Origin of the sequence: Bacillus sp. FSL H8-0545 (assembly GCF_038006105.1) — a bacterium.
Taxonomy (GTDB): Bacteria; Bacillota; Bacilli; order Bacillales; family Bacillaceae_G; genus Bacillus_A; species Bacillus_A cereus_U.
Genome location: NZ_JBBOUO010000001.1, coordinates 3273599 through 3290978, shown reverse-complemented (window position 1 = coordinate 3290978; position 17380 = coordinate 3273599). Strand labels below are relative to the sequence as shown.

Here is a 17380-nt window from a genome sequence, read left to right as displayed (position 1 = left end):
ATTAACCTCGGGAGGAACGTTCATGAAAAGAATCATTACATCATTATTTGTTGGTATTTTCTTACTATTATCTATGCAAACAAGTGCATTTGCTTATTCGTATGGAAATCCGAACGAAGAAAAAGTAGCTGAAGCATATAAACAGATGGTTACCAAGTTAGATGAAAATCCGGCAAACTTTAAAGAAGCTAAAAAAGCATATGAAAATGTACAAGAAGAAATTGATCAGCATATGGGAAAAGAACCCTCTAAAGCAATGATGAAGGACTTTGATAAACAAAATAAAGAAGATATTATTGCTGATATGCAAAAAATTCTTGCGCTCAATATTAACCGTCGTTTAACAAATGTTGATGAAAAATTTAAAGACTATGATACAAGCAAACGTCTATTAGCTAAAGCATTTGCTACATATGAAGCGTTATCTCCTGTTATTGGTGAGCGTAATAAAGAGCTGGATACAAAGCTAAAGGATGAATTTAATAAAGCTTTAGAATCATTAGGAAACCCAGGGTTATTTGGAGTAGGTCAAAAAGAAGCAAATCAAGATGCTTTCAAGAAAAGTAAAGATGCTATTTTAACAGGTTTACAAAAAGAATTTAAAATTAAAGATTTTAAAGTAGGGCACTTTAGTGCGAATAGTCAAGAAGATAAAGCAGCTTCTGAAAAAACAGAGTGGACAGATTTAAGCAGCTTGAAAAACTGGGCGCCGATTGTAGTTATCGTACTTATACTTGTTGGGGTCATTGTATATGCTGTAAGAAAACGTAAGTAAGAGTGAGAGAGGGGGGAAGGGCAATGCAGCTTCAAGCATTTCTCATTACATTCCGTGAAGTATTAGAAGCGTTACTTATTGTTGGGATTATTACAACATACTTAAAGCGTACAGATAGTAAGCAGTATGTAAAATATGTTTGGTTAGGAGCAGGGCTTGCGGTTGTAGCAAGTTATATTGTTGCTCTAGTCTTTCAAGTTGTATTTACTGGTTTTGCTGCTATGGGTAGTGAAATGTATTTGAAAATATCCATTATTTTTGTTTCAGCCATTTTGCTTACACAAATGGTATTTTGGATGGCGGAACATAGTAAGAATATGACAGCCAATATGGAAAATAAAATGAATCAATATATTACGGCTGGAAATATAATTGGAATGGTCGTGCATTCTTTTCTTGTTGTACTTCGAGAAGGTGTAGAAACAGTGTTTTTCTTTGCAGCGATTACAGGAGGGAACATCGGAGAAGCGATGAAAGGCTGGGGAGCTATTTCAGGCCTGCTTGTTGCAGCTGTTGTTAGCTTCTTATTCTTTAAAGGAACGATGCGTATTTCACTCAAAGTATTCTTTAAAGTAACAGGTGCATTTATTGTCTTAATTGCAGCTGGACTTCTTGTACAAGGCGTTTCTATGCTTCAAGATTTAAAGATACTTGGCAGCGTAATGCCGCACGTATATGATATTACATGGCTACTGCCAGAGCATCCAATTGATTATGCTCATTATCTTCGTGATCACGGGACTGCACCACTTCTTTCTGGTGATATCGGTATTTTTTTAAAAGCATTTTTAGGGTATTCCTCGATGCCATCTCTTGAAGAAGTACTTGTGTATATCGGATATTTTGTTGTATTGTACATGTTAATCATCTTTAAAAAACCTGTTAAAAAAAAGCAAACAATAATTGAAGAAAATAAGTCAGTAAGTTAAAGTACAAGGTGTTTTCCTTGTACTTTTTTTGCAGAAAGGAAATGAGATGAAACAAGTATTACGTATATGGGCAGTTATCCTGGTTGTTAGTGTGATTTGTATTCGTTTTTTTTACGCGAGTCCGTTTGCGGCAACGTGGGACGAAGTTGATTTTACACTTGCATTAAAGCAATATGACATATTAGCGATGCAGCCCCATTTCCCTGGATATCCTTTTTTTATTTTAGGGGGAATGATAACGCATATTTTTATAGAAAACCCTGTGCAATCGTTAGGGATTTTTAATGCCATTATGGCACTTGGTGCAGCTTTTCCGATGTATTGGATTGCACGCCATTATGTAAGTAAAACGAGTGCTCTTATTGTTGTAGCTGTCTTACAAACGAGCGGGTATTTCTCTATTTTAGTAACGCAGCCCATGTCGGAGGGCGCAGCGTTAGCAATCGTATGGTGGTATATATGGAGTATAGAACGTGCCTTTCGCACAAAGCGTTTTCAAACTCAATTTTGGCCAATTCTCTTTTTTGCGCTATTAATGGGTATACGGTTATCTTATGCACCGTTTGGAATAGTACTTATTTTGTTATTATGGCAACAATGGCATGAAGAAAAATGGCGGTTTATAATCTTATTTTGTACAGCTGTCCTTTCGCAGCTAGTTTGGATCAGCGCTCTTATTTGGAACATTGGTGGAATCACGGGATTGTGGGAAATTTCTTTTGGATTTGTAGAAGGCCATTTTACCGAATGGGGTGGAGCAGTTACAGATACGAGTGAACCACTTATTTCACGTCTCTATCGTTTACTTTTTGAAAACATCATCTTTGCAGGAATAGGTATCCACTCTTATTATTTGGTAGGTTTCTTTTTGTTCTTTTTGTTTTTATTTGTTTTACAATGGAAAAACATACGTTGCTATCCAAAGGTTTTGATCGCTCTTGGGATTTTTTATTTTCTTTGGAATTTACTTGGACAAAATATTGATAAACCTCGTCACTCTTATCCGGTTGTAGCGATGTTACTTTGCGTACTTGCTATTTTATGGTTAAAAAGAAATCGTGGTATTATATTGCTGTTGTTTGCAACTACTCAACTTATGATGAGTATACCGCTCATGAAAGAACAACAAGTGGAGGTACCGGCAACATATCAACTCGCGTCATATTTGGAGGGGAAACAAGAGCCGTTTATTGTATACACTTGGGAAGAGACGAGGGTTATGGAATATTTACAAGTGCCGTATGAACATAAACGGTTTTACACATATTCATATTTTTCACAAGATAAAAAATATCATAAAAATGATAATATATATGTTACGAATCATCTCATTGAAGGGTTTCAAAAACAAGGGATTAATATAGAAGGACAAGTTGAAAAGGAAGCCGTCTTTTATTCAAATCCATTATTTGATCCTGTTTATCATAAAATAGTTTTATACAAATGGAAAAAGGATTCTGTTGTAAAGTTTATTCAAGAATAGAGTAATCCAGCTAAAAGTTCTTTATTTTATTCGATTATTAATAAAATTTGTAATTCATCATACCCTGAAAAACCGAAACCTGGGTTCAGATTTCAGTTCGTTTCTTTATAAAGCGATGATCTTGTTCTACTATGTTATTCAAGTATTTTTGTTGTCTAAGTTGCATACCGTTAGGTATGCTTTTTTTTCACTGTTCAATTGCTATAGGAAAAGCGGGATTCTTATTGAATGTTATAACACGTAGCATATATATTCAATATATATTGTTTTTATAAAGGGCTCTACATTAAATGTTCCTAATAATTTAATGTGGGATATTATACTCGTATTAAGTTATTAGGAACATTTAATGTTGTTTCACAATTGAAAGGGAATTGAAAAAGAACTGAAACTTTTCTCATAAAAATTCAATCTTACTTGAAAAATGAAAGGAAAATGAAATTTTCCAAAAGAAATTCTTTGTTAAGATAAAAAGCATACATACAAAAAAGTATTGACATTTGGAGAAAAACGTATTTTCAAGATATAGTGGGGGAAAAGATGAGATTAGAAAAACAATTAATAAAAAAAATGTATTATGAAACATTCTTAATGGAGAATGAAACACATCAACCTCTTCAAGTACTTGGAGAAGCTTATGTAAACGAAGAAAAAAATGAGATTTCCGATGGATCTTATATTCGTTTTGCACAAGGTGAATTTTATTATCACCATCAAGATTTTGAAGCAGCTATTTTTAAATGGGAGAAAGTTAGTAATGAATTAGCGCCATGGGCACAAAAAAATATTGCGGATGCTTACTTCGAACTTAACCAATTATCAGTTGCTGAAAAGGTGTATACTTCCATTACTACTGATAACAAAATACTGATGACCGAAATTGTACTGCAATTACTGTCTCTTTACATCGAGCAAAATAATTTTGATTCAGCTTTCGCTGTTATAAAAGAAGCGGTTTCTTTAAATCCCGATTATCCAAGCGTCACAACAATTGCACGTTCCTTTTATGAAGAACAGCAAGATTTTGATAGTGCAGTAGAGCTTGCTGTGAACGAGTTAATTCGAACAGAATCTTATCCGTGGTTTGAGGTTCTAAAAGAATATATCGATAAAGGATTTACTAAAAATATTTCACCAGACTATTTTTATAAAGTATTAGTTACATTAAATAATGTAGATCAAGTACAATTTACGCAAATTGTTTCATCACTTTGGCACAGCTATAAAGATGAACAAAATTACTTATTATGGCTCAATACAATAAATGAATTTTTCATACATATCGAAATACATTCGTCCGATATATGGGACGAAATTTCTTCTCTTTACGAAGAAACATACTTTGAATTAATTCAAGGTCAATATATGCTTAGACAATTACACGGTATTATTCCAAATCTGTTAACAAATTGGTTAAAGGTAGTCAATCCCTCTCATGCTGTATTTCCATCTGCAGCAGTATTGGCATGGGATGAGATTTTTCCTTCCAAAATAGATTCAGCGGATATAAAACATGCGGAAAATCTACTGTCATATTCTATTAATCATGTGAATGGCTTAGAGTATAGTTTACATCTTTTTGAATCTATTACAGGGTGGGCACAAGAACATGATTTAGAAATGGGTCACCGATTTAGCTGGTTAGTTGGCGAGCTTGCAGATTTAAGAACAAATCGCTTATTAGTAACTGGAACTTCAGGAAACGGAAAAGCTTCATTTATTAACTCTATTCTAGGAGAAAATATATTAGAAAACTCAATCTCAAATGTAGTTGTTTTTAAAAATGACGCTTATACAGAAATTAACGCTATAACAGATTCGGAAATTACAACAACTGAGAATTTCTCTGATTTCCATAACATGATGTCTCTACACCGTCAAACATATAGAGATAGAGCATGTGTTGAATTTAAATTACCATGCAGATTTTTAAGTAAAAATAAACTTACATTCGTTGTTACACCTAGCTTTAATAGGAACAATGACGCGAAAGATGAAGTATTTGAATATTTAAATTCTACAGATGAGTTATTATTCGTATTGAATGCGGATTCACCTTTTACTGACAAAGAACGTGACATTCTATTAAGTATTCAAGAACATACACCAAATCTACAAGTTCATTTCTTATTAAATAAAATCGATAACATTTACAATGAAGCAGAAGCAAAAAGAGTTATACAAGATACGCAAGTGAGAATAAATACATATTTCCCTAATGCAAGAATTTTCCCTTATTCTTCGTTATATACAAATAGTAAACAACTAAACGATTTAACTGAGTTTATTCATTTTAACTTTAACCATAAAAATATCGATGCAGAACGGAATGAAAAGCTATTGTTTTTCATTCGAAAAACAATTACATATCTTTTGGATAAACGCGTCGAGAGGGAAAACAATCTAGTGGATTCTATTAATTGGAATGAAGATATGTTAGTTAAACTAAATGGTTGTATTAATAACCTTACTGCTTTTGAGAAGGACAAAATTCATTTAATTACAGAATCATATCGTACAATGAAAAACGAAATTACTAATGATCTTGCAGAACATATTCCGAAACTATTGCAGAGTTGTTCCGATTTAATTAGTGAAGAAAGCGATTTTGGTCACATTGATATTGAACTAAACACAGCGATGAATGAAAGAGTGAAACAATATCTAGAACAAACTGTATTACCTAATCTTGCTCGCTCTATGCAAAATTGGATTGCGACTTCTAATAACGAGCTCCTTCAAAGTCAATTGTTCTTAGAAGAAACCAGTGAAGGACTTAATTCTTTATTTGGAGAAAATCGAATACAGTTAGAATGTGACTTTAAAGTAATTGATGACTGGAGCAGAGATACTGATAGAATGACAACTAGAATACAAATGGAAGAAGTAAATATTTTACGCCGATTTACACCAGCACAATTTTTACTGAAAAGTGCCGGTAAATTATTTGGAGTTCTTCCTAAAAATAAAGCTATGCTATATAACAAATACAAACAGTATTTAGAAAATGAAGATTATACCGATGTAACGGCTTCTATTATGAAGAAGTTTTTCTTGCAATTTGAGCTGTTTGAAAACACACAAGAGCGGGATATTAATATGTTCTTTAGAAATCCATTTGGCGCGTTGGAACAAGCTGTAGAAAATACTCATTTAGAAATAAAAGAAAAACAAGATAAGCTGCATAAAATGAAATCAAACCCTGAAGTTTATCATGATCCTATAAAGCTCTTTGAATTGAGATTACGTCAATGTGAAGTAATCTTGAATATAGGTGAGGATAATTCCTATACAGGTTTACCTTTAGAAACAATCGTAGAATAAACGTAAAGTAACTCCAAAATATACAATAAAAGTTGATTTTGGAGTTGTTTTTTGTTTACATCTGTATAATATGTACGTTCTTTTTAATAGCAGATTGCATCATGTGTTATAAGAGAAGTAATAGGGAAAAGGGAGCAATAGCAATTAGTTGCTCCCTTTCCATTTGATTAGAGTAATTAAATGTCTGATAAATATTTTCCAACATACAGACCACTTGCAGCTGCTTGAGATAATGAATGAGTGACGCCTGAACAATCTCCAATTAAAAATAGCCCATTCATACTTGTTTCAAAATGGTTATTGATTTTTATTGTAGGAGCATAGAATTTTCCATCAACCCCATATAGTAAAGTATCTTCATCAATAGGTTCGTGGATAAATTGTTCTAAACGTAATAAAAATTCTTTGAGCCCTTCAATATATAATGGAGGGATTTCTTTATGCAAATCTCCATAATCTCCGTGTAGTGTAGGTTGTATACGATTATGTTTCATATCTTTTTCCGTAGTAGGTTGTTTCTTTATTAAGTCCTCTAAGCGCTGGATAACAATCCGATCTCGTCCTTGGTTAATGCTTTTAATAATTGAACTTGCGTATACATTTGCTTCTTTGAGAGTTGAAAAATGGCGTGGGATAAATAAAGTGAAATTTAAGTTAGGAGTGCCAGTTCCTTGCTCTCGAAAATTTTGACCGTCAGGCATAACTAAACCTTCTTCGTACTTTCGAATAATGCGCCCTTTTGGATTCATACAGTAAGTAGTTGCTGTGAAATGTTCATGCTGATAAGAAAGTTTTGTCTCAAATGTATCTTTTAATATAGAACGTAATTGATTTTCTTTCATCTCTACTCTAATACCTAAATCTACACGAGTTTGCTCCTGAGAAATATTAAGAGAAGTGCACATTTCTTTTAACCAATCCGCCCCGGAACGACCGGTTGCAAATACTAATTTCTTAGAATGGACAGTTTCTTGATTTGTATATATTTTAAAATGGTCTTTCTGCTTAACGATATTTTGTACATCTATATGAAATTGGATATCTATTTTGGTAAGTAAAAATTCATAGAGCTGCTGAAAAATGTTACTGGAAAGTGTAGTACCAAGATGTCTTACTTCGGTTGTTAGCATTTGTAAACCACACGCTTTAGCTCTCTTAGTGAGAGTTGGATTTTCTGTAGAATATTTTGAAACTGAACTTCCACCAAACTGACATAGAATTTCATCTACTTCCGCCATGAGTTGCATAAATCCTTCTTTACCTACTTTTTGCTCGAGTTCGCCTCCAAATCCGTTTGTATAATTAAATTTCCCTTCAGACTTTCCTAAACCACCAAACCCGAAATATTTATCACATGCAGTACAGTTACATATTTCCCCTTGTTTTAAAGAGCAATTTCGATGTTCTAACGGTTTACCTTTATCAAGAATTAAAACCTTTTTGTTGCTTTTGGCTAATGTATAAGCCATAAAAATGCTACTCACTCCAGCACCGATAATTGTAATATCATACATTTTTTTCACCTGCTACCGAATAGTTTGTTTGCTATTTTCCTAGTGTATAACAATTTTACAAAGTTAAGAAATAGCTTGTATTAATAAAGTCATAGTTGTGGATTTGATACTTTCTCAATTACTCTAAATGATGAATGAGATACAACAGTTTTTTATTTGAAAAGAGAGATACTTTTAAACAATCATTTTATCATATGGTTAATAAAAAGCTTAGATATAAAAAGAACAGACCTTTTAAGTAAAGAGGTCTGTTAATCATTTGAAATAGTTGTTAAGTGAATAAATCTGAAGAAAATTACAGTTTTATTTAGCGAAGACGTGGTTACCGATTACTGCTACTGTTTGACGTGTTGTAATCCATTTGTTTGTTGATGTTTTCGGATTATAGAAATAAAGCCAATCAGAATGTATTCCATTTGTGGAGATAGCCTCTTCTACTGCTATTTTTGCTTCTGCACTTGCAGGCTGATTAATTCTTCCATCTGTAACGGAGTAAATGCATATCCGTGTTTAATAGGTTCATAAATAACGCCTGTTATTGTATTAGGAAAACCTTTTGCATTTACACGATTTAAAATAACTTTCGCCACTGCCACTTTTCCTTTATATGATTCGCCACCCGCTTCAGCAGTAACTAAGCGTGCCATTAAGTCTTTTTCTTTTTCTGAAATACTTGAATTAATTTTCACATGTTGTCCTGTATAAAGCTTGTTTCCGACTGTATTGTTAATTAGTTTTATAGATTGAACGGTAACATTGTAACGCTTTGCTATAGTTTCTAATGAATCTCCCGGCTGTACTTGATAAATAATTTGTCCAGAGATGTTCTTAGGTTTGTCGTTTTGATGAACAGTGACCTCATTTGATTTCATGGATCCTGGAATATTTAACTGTTCACCAATAAAAGTTTGATCGTTTCCTTTATTATTCGCTTGTTTAATAGATTGTATTGAAACTCCATATTGTTTAATGATACCCCAAAGTGTATCATTCTTTTTTACTGTATGAATGGTGGAAGCCTCAGTTGCACCTTGATTACATACGAATGTAATTGCTGCTGCAGATAAAGGAATTATATGTATTATTTTTAATAATTTCATTGTAAATCCCCCCAATAAAAAATTAAGTTTTAACTGTTGAATAATGTAGTTCAGAGTATAAAAGGTATGTATTTATATTTTAATATAATTATATTAGCACGTATGAAATAAATAATCATCATAAGTTTTTTATTTATATCATGTAGGACCCAAATATGAAATATTGCATATAAAAACACATTGAAGTTCATGTTGTTGATTACTATAATTTATCTAGTAGAAAGGGACTTTAAATTTTCCTAATGCATTGAGAATATGGGAATGATTTTTAAATTTTACTTCTATGTAATATTTCATATTTATGAAATGTTATTTATTTTTTATTAAGTAGCTTATATTATATTCAATAAGTTTGATGTGAAAACAGAAAAAGAGAGGAATAAAAATGAGTAATAAGAAGTTTATTTTGAAATTATTCATATGTAGTACTATACTTAGCACATTTGTATTTGCTTTGAATGATAAGCAAGCAGTTGCTGCTAGCTCTGGTAATGGGCTTGAAAACTGGTCGAAATGGATGCAACCTATACCCGATAACGTACCGTTAGCACGAATTTCAATTCCAGGAACACATGATAGTGGAACGTTCAAGTTGCAGAATCCGATAAAGCAAGTATGGGGAATGACGCAAGAATATGATTTTCGTTACCAAATGGATCACGGAGCTAGAATTTTTGATATTAGAGGGCGTTTAACAGATGATAATACGATAGTTCTTCATCATGGGCCACTATATCTTTATGTAACATTGCACGAATTTATAAATGAAGCGAAACAATTTTTAAAAGATAACCCAAGTGAAACGATTATTATGTCTTTAAAAAAAGAGTATGAGGATATGAAAGGGGCAGAAAATTCATTTAGTAGCACGTTTGAAAAAAAATATTTTCTTGATCCTGTCTTTTTAAAAACAGAAGGGAATATAAAACTAGGAGATGCTCGAGGGAAAATTGTAGTACTAAAAAGATATAGTGGTAGTAATGAATCTGGAGGATATAATAATTTTTATTGGCCAGACAATGAGACGTTTACTACAAATGTAAATCAAAATGTAAATGTAACGGTACAAGATAAATATAAAGTGAGTTATGATGAGAAAGTAAAATCTATTAAAGATACGATAAATGAAACGATTAACAATAGTGAAGATTTCAATCATCTGTATATTAATTTTACAAGCTTGTCTTCTGGCGGTACAGCGTGGAATAGTCCATATTATTATGCCTCTTATATAAATCCTGAAATTGCAAACTATATGAAACAAAAGAATCCTACGAGAGTAGGCTGGATAATTCAAGATTATATAAATGAAAAATGGTCACCAATACTTTATCAAGAAGTTATAAGAGCGAATAAGTCACTTATAAAAGAATGAAGATTGTAATAGTAAGAAGCGATAAAATACATCGCTTCTTTTTGGTTTTCTAAAAATTAACATTAGGTATAGTTTTACATATCGTGCTTTCATGATAGAAAAAAATCGAAACTTGCGATATAATTACACATATAAAATTTGTACCTATAAATTTTATATGTAGTAATAAATTTGATTTATTGTAATGAAACGGAGGTATATACTATGAAGTTTCCACATGATTTTTTATTCGGGGCTGCTTCAGCTTCTTATCAAGTAGAAGGTGCATGGAATGAAGATGGAAAAGGTGTTACGAATTGGGATGAGTTTTCAAAAATTCCTGGCAAAACATACAATGGGACAAATGGTGATGTAGCTGTTGATCATTATCATCGATATAAGGAAGATGTTCGCTTAATGGCTGAGATGGGATTAGAATCGTATCGTTTTTCTATTTCTTGGGCGAGAATTTTGCGGACTGGAGATGGAGAGGTAAATGAAAAAGGAATAGCATTTTATAACAACTTAATTGATGAATGTTTAAAATACGGGATTGTACCGTTTGTAACTTTATATCATTGGGATCTACCATTAACTTTAGAAAAAGGCGGTGGATGGACGAATAAACGAACAGCAGAAGCTTTTGTAAAGTACGCAGAGATTTGCTTTAAGGCATTTGGTGATAGAGTTAAACATTGGATTACTTTTAATGAAACAGTGATGTTTTGTGGATTAGGGTACTTAAAAGGTGCACATCCACCTGGAATACAAAATGATGTTCCAAAGTATTTTCAAGCGACTCATTATGTATTTTATGCACATGCAAAAACAGTTGCAGTGTACAAGCAGTTGAAACAATATGGAGAGATTGGTATCACGCATGTTTTCTTACCTGCTTATAGTGTGGATGATCAAAAAGAAAATATACTAGCAACAAATCATGCGAATGAATATGAAACGTATTGGTACTATGATCCAGTTTTAAAAGGTGAGTATCCATCTTATGTTGTACAACAATTAAAGGAAAAAGGATGGACTCCTAATTGGACGGTTGAAGAATTAGAAATTATTAAACAAAATGCCGAAAAAAATGATTTTATTGGCTTGAATTATTATCAACCGATACGAGTGGAAAGATACGATATGGATATAAAGAATGAGGAACATTCTCGAGAAAACTCAACACTTTCTCCAGGTAGTCCTTCTTTTGATGGTTTTTATCGAACAGTTAAAATGGATGATAAAACATATACAAAATGGGGATGGGAAATATCTCCCGAAGGTTTCTTAGAGGGATTGCACATGTTGAAAGCACGTTACGGTGACATAAAGATGTATGTAACGGAAAATGGACTTGGTGATGAAGATCCAATCATTGACGGAGAAATTGTAGATGTTCCGAGAATTAAATTTATTGAAGAGCATTTAAAAGTAATGAAGCGTGCAATTCAAGAGGGAATTAATTTAAAAGGTTATTATGCATGGTCTGTTATCGATTTATTAAGTTGGCTAAATGGATATAAAAAGCAATATGGCTTTATTTTTGTCGATCATAATGATAACTTAAAACGTAAGAAGAAACTTTCGTTTCATTGGTATAATCATGTGATCGAAACGAGAGGAGAAGAGTTATAACAGATAAAAGAGTATTTTAGGAGAAAGTGTATGAGTGCAAAGTATAAACAAATTGCTGATGTTTTAGAGCAAAACATTCGAGATGGACTTTTTAATGAAACGAAAAAACTACCTACAGAAGAAGCGTTGATGAATCGATTTGAAGTAAGCCGTAATACGATACGTAAAGTAATTAGTCAGCTTGTGAATAGAGGCTATATTTTTCAAGTGCAAGGTAGTGGCATGTTTTTACGCGAAACTTCTGTAACAGATTACATTAATTTAGGTAGTTTACGTGGATTAACGAAAAACCTTGTTTCACAAAATATTGAAACGAAGGTGTTAGAGCTTGAAGTAATAGATGCGGATGAAGAGATAGCAAAGCGGATGCAATGTGAAGCTGGAACTAGATTGTATTTTTTGAAGCGCTTAAGAATTGTAGACGGGAAACCATTCTCTATTGAAGTAAGTTATTTCAAAAAGGATATCATTCCATATTTGAATGAAGAAATAGCATTAAGCTCTGTATACAGTTATTTCATTGAAGATTTACGATTAAATATTGGTTTTGCCGATAAAGTTATTAGTTGTGAAAAAGTAAATAAAGAAAATGCACAGCTTTTAGAACTAAATGAAGGTGATCCGGCGCTTCTTATTGAAAATACAGTTTGTCTTGTAAACGGGACGATTTTCGAGTTATCTCAATCGATGTTTCATTATGAAAAGACCAAACTTTTAAATCGGATTAATTTTAAGTGAAAATGAATATAATTAGCCTTGTAAAAAAGCAACTGATTCTAGGAAATCAGTTGCTTTTTATTTTGAAGTGGATGAGCAAAAAAACCTAAAAGTGGTTGGTCCGTTTTTCGCAAACTTCCATTATGATAAGAGAAGAAAGGTAGTATTTTATTGTACCTTAAGAAGGACATTTTATATGTATCTTGTTTGTTTAAATAGACTGGTTTTAGAGAGGTGAAAAGACAATGAGTTTTGCGATTTCACTAGTTGTTATTATTGTAGTTGTATCACTGTTTGGGACCGTACTAGTTGCACGAAATGTGGAGGAGAATTACGGTAAGTCTACAAAGAGGAATGTGAAAAACTTATCAGCTATCTATATCATTCTTCTTTTAGTGCTTCTTGTAGGAGTTACTTGGTATGCGGTCGTTATTTTATAGAGTTTATATATGATGAAGGAGTTAATATATTGATGAAAAATGAGCGCCACGTTTTAGTTGTTTTCCCGCATCCAGATGATGAGTCGTATTGCGTGGCTGGCACAATTTTGGCTTATACTGAGCAGAAAGTCCCTCTTACTTATGTTTGCTTAACACTTGGTGAAATGGGGAGAGCGATGGGGGATCCACCTTTTGCAACACGTGAGTCTTTATATGCTATTAGAGAGAAAGAGTTAAAGCGAGCTACAAATATTTTAGGGATTGAAGATTTACGTATGATGGGATATCGTGATAAAACTCTTGAATTTGAAGAGCCTGAAAAATTAAGAAGTCTGATTCAAAACTGTATTGAAGAATTGAATCCTTCTGTAGTTATTTCTTTCTATCCTGGGTATGCAGTTCATCCAGATCACGATGCAACAGGGGAAGCGGTAGTAGAGGCATTAGCTAATATTTCGGAAAGTAAACGACCGGTCTTTTATGCTGTAGCTTTTTCGGAAAATCATGAAGACGAAATAGGCCCTCCGGATTTTAAAAATGAAGTGACGGAATATGTTCCGAAAAAATTAGAGGCATTACGAGCACATGCATCACAATTTGCAACTAAAGTGGATGAGCTGGAAAGAGAGTATGAAGACGGTGTTCCAGAAACAGTTGAGTGGTTAGAAAGAGAGCCGTTTTGGATATATCCATTAAAGAATAAGAAAATGTAGTGCTATAACTGAAGGGGATTTATATGTATTTTATATATAAAAATCAAAAGGTTTATTACAATATAGAAGGATCGGGTCCTGTCATATTGTTTTTACACGGTCTTGGAGGAAACTCAAACAATTGGTTATATCAAAGACAATATTTCAAGGGAAATTGGACAGTGATTTCACTTGATTTACCTGGACATGGGAAATCTGAAGGACTGGAAATTAGTTTTAAAGAATACTCAAATGTTTTGTATGAGTTATGCAATTATTTAAAGCTACAAAAAGTAGTCATTTGTGGTCTTTCAAAAGGGGCTAGAGTAGGGATTGATTTTGCTATTCACTATCCAAGCTTTGTTACTAGCTTAATTGTTGTAAATGCATTTCCCTATTTGGAACCAGAAGATCGTCAAGAACGACTTAAAATATATGACTTACTTAGCGTAAATGATAACGGGAAAGCTTGGGCGGATACGTTATTGAGCGCAATGGGAGTAGAAGATAATGATGCAATTGTCCGAGGATTTCATCAATCCCTACAAACTATTAATCCAATGCATATTCAAAGGCTATTCGCTGAATTAGTTGATTACGATCAAAGACCATACCTCTCTAACATTGCATGTCCTGCATTAATAATACGAGGAGAGAATGATTATTTTGTTCCGGAAAAGTATGTGAGAGAATTTGAAAAACACCTGAGAAACGTGACTTTCGTTGAGTTGAAAGATAGTGGGCACTTGCCTTATGTAGAACAGCCTACTAGTTTTAATGTGACGGTTGAGACATTTTTAAATCATGCGCTTGATTAATACCATTTTCACAGTGAATACTATTATTAATGAATTCAGGACACCTGCTTGGAGAGGAGGGAACTAAATGGAATGGCAACCGAATCGTGAAAATAAGATACCAGTTTATAAACAAATTGCTGATTACATTGAAAGAGGCATTTCTACCGGTGAATTCCCTTCTGATAGAAAATTACCTTCTGAGCGTATGTTAGCACAGGAGTTACAAGTGAACCGGAGTACGGTAGTAGCTGCTTATGAGGAATTAAAATCACTTGGGGTAGTAGAACGGCAAAAAGGAAGCGGCACCCGGGTGAATACAGACATATGGGGTGTGTCACATAAACGAATACCGAACTGGGGTAGGTACGTTGAGGATGGATCGTTCTTGCCTAATGTACCACTTGTTCAACAAATTCGAACGGAAACACAAAAAGATGATTTAATCAATTTAGCGAGTGGTGAATTGTCACCAGAATTAATTCCGAGTGATAGATTTCGAACAATTTTGTCGGAGAAAACATTTATGGGAAATCTCGGTTATGACCATCCACTTGGAAATGAAATGTTGCGAAAAACAATTGCAGCACATGTCGAGCAATATAAACAAATAGAAGCAGATTCAAGCTCTATTCTTATTACATCTGGAGCTCAGCAGGCACTTAATCTTATCGTTCAATGTTTGTTAAAACCTGGCGATGCGATTGCAATTGAGGATCCTTCCTATTGTTATTCACTTCCGATGTTTAAATCAGCAAGTTTAAACATATTCCGTTTACCAGTTGATGAGCATGGAATGAATCCCGATGACTTAATCGATTTGCACAAAAAGCATCGCATTCGTATGGTATTTTTAAATCCAGATTATCAAAATCCAACTGGAACGGTACTTTCGTTGGCAAGACGTAAAAAGGTTTTAGAACTATCTTCTGAATTTGGTATACCGATTGTAGAAGATGATCCGTATAGTTTGACTTCTTTTAATGGAGAAGTGAATCCAACATTGAAATCGATGGATCAAAATGGGAATGTTCTTTATGTAAGCTCATTATCAAAAATTGTTGCATCAGGATTACGTATTGGTTGGGTAATTGGCCCCACGCGCGTAATTGAGCGATTGGCAGATGCGAAGCAGCAAGTTGATTTCGGTCATAGTGTATTTACACAGTGGGTAGCGAACCAATTTTTAGAATCTGAGGATTTTCATACGCATATTACGATGCTTCGTGGACAACTGAAGCAAAGAAGAGATGAGTTAATTAGAAAGCTTGAAGAAATATTAGGGGACCAGGTTGAATTTTTTGTTCCAGAGGGCGGAATACATTTATGGTGTAAAGTGCAAGGAACGTTTGATGAATACCATTTACTAGGTGAATCTATACGCAATGGTGTAGCATTTGTCCCAGGAAGCGTCCTAGGTTCGAAAAGTGAATATATACGATTTACTTTTGGCAGAGCGAATGTCGAACAAATTCAGCTTGGAATTACAAGATTTGCAGAGACATTAAACGAGATTCAATAATAAATTGTGGGGATTTGGTATTGAAATGGGGAGTAGCAATTGAAGTTTTTGAAGCTTTTACTTCAAGTAGGAGTGCTATATATGTTTAGTTTGGTTGGTGTATGGATTCAGGAAGTATTTCATCTATCTATGCCAGGAAGTTTAATAGGAATGTTAATTCTTTTTCTGCTTCTTTCCACTCGCATTTTGCCATTAAAATGGTTTGAGATAGGTGCAGAAAAGCTAATAGTATTTTTACCTTTATTTTTAATTCCTTCGACGACTGGGTTAATGGAATACGGTTCTTTTCTTTTAAGTAAGGGTAGTATTATGTTCTTTCTAGTTGTTGTAAGTACTTTAGTAACATTGATTATTTCAGGTTATGTAAGTCAATTATTAATAACATCCAAAAAATAAAATTGATAAGGTGCGCTATTCAAATGGTCTTAATTTTTATTACTGTAGTGATTTATTTATTGGCGACAAAGCTATATAAAAAATTTACGTTTCCATTTACTTTACCGGTGTTAACAGTTACAGCAATTATGATTTGCATATTCCTTATTTTCGGGATCTCTCATCAAGATTATAAGGAAAATGGGGGAGATATTCTTTCCAGTTTCTTGAGCCCTGCGATTGTAGCTTTAGCAATACCACTATTTAAGGAACGAAAAATACTTATGAAAAACTTCTTATCGATACTTGTTGGGGTAGTAATCGGTATAGTGGCTTTAATAAGTTTGAATGTAGTGATTGGGGAAATGTTGAATATAGATAAGGAACTTATATTAACAACTATCCCGCAATTAGCGACGATGCCTATTGCAATTTCATTAGCCGAACAAATTGGGGGTATTCCATCTATGACTGCTAGTTTTGTAGTTGTTGCGGGAATAACAGGTGCTATCATAGGACCGACAGTACTTAAACTTTTCCGTATAACAAGTACAATTGGAAAAGGAGTTGGGATGGGCTGCGCATCACATATCATTGGTGTGAGTCGTCTAGTGAAAGAGGGAGAGAAAGAAGCAACTATCGGTTCGGTAACGATGATTGTAACAGGGATACTTATTAGTATATTAGTACCTTATGGAATGAAATTTTTATTTTGAAAATTAA

Annotated in this window: 14 protein-coding genes and 2 pseudogenes; 13 read left to right on the top strand and 3 right to left on the bottom strand. The window is 33.4% G+C overall.

What is annotated here, in order from left to right; all coding sequences use genetic code 11:
- Positions 1-22 precede the first annotated feature (22 nt).
- From MHI07_RS17170 to MHI07_RS17160, 3 genes are read left to right on the top strand one after another with little or no spacing between them, the layout of a single operon-like run.
- Entirely contained in the window at positions 23-775 is a 753-nt protein-coding gene (locus tag MHI07_RS17170) for a hypothetical protein (RefSeq protein WP_340825341.1), read from the top strand.
- Between the two features lie 23 nt (positions 776-798).
- On the top strand, positions 799-1704 hold the full coding sequence (locus MHI07_RS17165; RefSeq protein WP_340825339.1) for an FTR1 family iron permease: 906 nt from the start codon (positions 799-801) through the stop codon (positions 1702-1704).
- Between the two features lie 46 nt (positions 1705-1750).
- Entirely contained in the window at positions 1751-3187 is a 1437-nt protein-coding gene (locus MHI07_RS17160) for a hypothetical protein (RefSeq protein WP_340825337.1), read from the top strand.
- Between the two features lie 97 nt (positions 3188-3284).
- Here the strand turns inward: MHI07_RS17160 and MHI07_RS17155 are convergent.
- Positions 3285-3428, bottom strand: a pseudogene (locus tag MHI07_RS17155) (IS6 family transposase); the annotation flags it as partial.
- Between the two features lie 299 nt (positions 3429-3727).
- Between MHI07_RS17155 and MHI07_RS17150 the strand changes: the two are divergent.
- A complete protein-coding gene (locus MHI07_RS17150) occupies positions 3728-6511 on the top strand; it encodes a dynamin family protein (protein WP_340825335.1) in 2784 nt (927 codons plus the stop codon).
- Between the two features lie 176 nt (positions 6512-6687).
- Here MHI07_RS17150 and MHI07_RS17145 read toward each other — a convergent pair whose 3' ends face one another.
- Together MHI07_RS17145 and MHI07_RS17140 are read right to left on the bottom strand one after the other, a co-directional pair.
- The gene (locus MHI07_RS17145) at positions 6688-8025 is read right to left on the bottom strand and encodes an NAD(P)-binding protein (RefSeq protein ID WP_340826913.1); all 1338 of its coding nucleotides are present in this window, start codon (positions 8023-8025) and stop codon (positions 6688-6690) included.
- Positions 8026-8328: 303 nt separating this feature from the next.
- Positions 8329-9125 (bottom strand): annotated as a pseudogene (locus MHI07_RS17140) (cell wall hydrolase).
- A 385-nt stretch (positions 9126-9510) separates the two neighbouring features.
- On the opposite strand from MHI07_RS17140, the gene MHI07_RS17135 reads away from it, so the two are divergent.
- From MHI07_RS17135 to MHI07_RS17095, 9 genes are all read left to right on the top strand, one after another.
- Positions 9511-10500: a phosphatidylinositol-specific phospholipase C gene (locus tag MHI07_RS17135; protein ID WP_340825333.1), complete on the top strand. Its 990-nt coding sequence runs from the start codon at positions 9511-9513 to the stop codon at positions 10498-10500.
- Positions 10501-10704: 204 nt separating this feature from the next.
- Positions 10705-12114 carry a glycoside hydrolase family 1 protein gene (locus MHI07_RS17130; protein ID WP_340825330.1) on the top strand — a complete coding sequence of 470 codons (1410 nt, stop codon included), beginning with the start codon at positions 10705-10707 and terminating at the stop codon, positions 12112-12114.
- A 30-nt stretch (positions 12115-12144) separates the two neighbouring features.
- Positions 12145-12852 (top strand): GntR family transcriptional regulator, encoded by a 708-nt coding sequence (locus MHI07_RS17125; RefSeq protein ID WP_340825328.1) that lies wholly within the window; start codon positions 12145-12147, stop codon positions 12850-12852.
- A 224-nt stretch (positions 12853-13076) separates the two neighbouring features.
- Positions 13077-13271, top strand: a complete 195-nt coding sequence (locus tag MHI07_RS17120; RefSeq protein ID WP_002066705.1) for a hypothetical protein — start codon at positions 13077-13079, stop codon at positions 13269-13271.
- 32 nt (positions 13272-13303) lie between these two features.
- Positions 13304-13984 carry a bacillithiol biosynthesis deacetylase BshB2 gene (gene bshB2, locus MHI07_RS17115; protein WP_340826912.1) on the top strand — a complete coding sequence of 227 codons (681 nt, stop codon included), beginning with the start codon at positions 13304-13306 and terminating at the stop codon, positions 13982-13984.
- Between the two features lie 23 nt (positions 13985-14007).
- The gene (locus MHI07_RS17110; RefSeq protein ID WP_340825325.1) at positions 14008-14781 is read left to right on the top strand and encodes an alpha/beta fold hydrolase; all 774 of its coding nucleotides are present in this window, start codon (positions 14008-14010) and stop codon (positions 14779-14781) included.
- Between the two features lie 67 nt (positions 14782-14848).
- Positions 14849-16282 carry a MocR-like pyridoxine biosynthesis transcription factor PdxR gene (gene pdxR, locus MHI07_RS17105; RefSeq protein WP_078172958.1) on the top strand — a complete coding sequence of 478 codons (1434 nt, stop codon included), beginning with the start codon at positions 14849-14851 and terminating at the stop codon, positions 16280-16282.
- Positions 16283-16321: 39 nt separating this feature from the next.
- Entirely contained in the window at positions 16322-16678 is a 357-nt protein-coding gene (locus tag MHI07_RS17100) for a CidA/LrgA family holin-like protein (RefSeq protein WP_033710841.1), read from the top strand.
- 23 nt (positions 16679-16701) lie between these two features.
- On the top strand, positions 16702-17373 hold the full coding sequence (locus tag MHI07_RS17095; protein WP_098988356.1) for an LrgB family protein: 672 nt from the start codon (positions 16702-16704) through the stop codon (positions 17371-17373).
- The last annotated feature ends 7 nt before the right edge of the window (positions 17374-17380 follow it).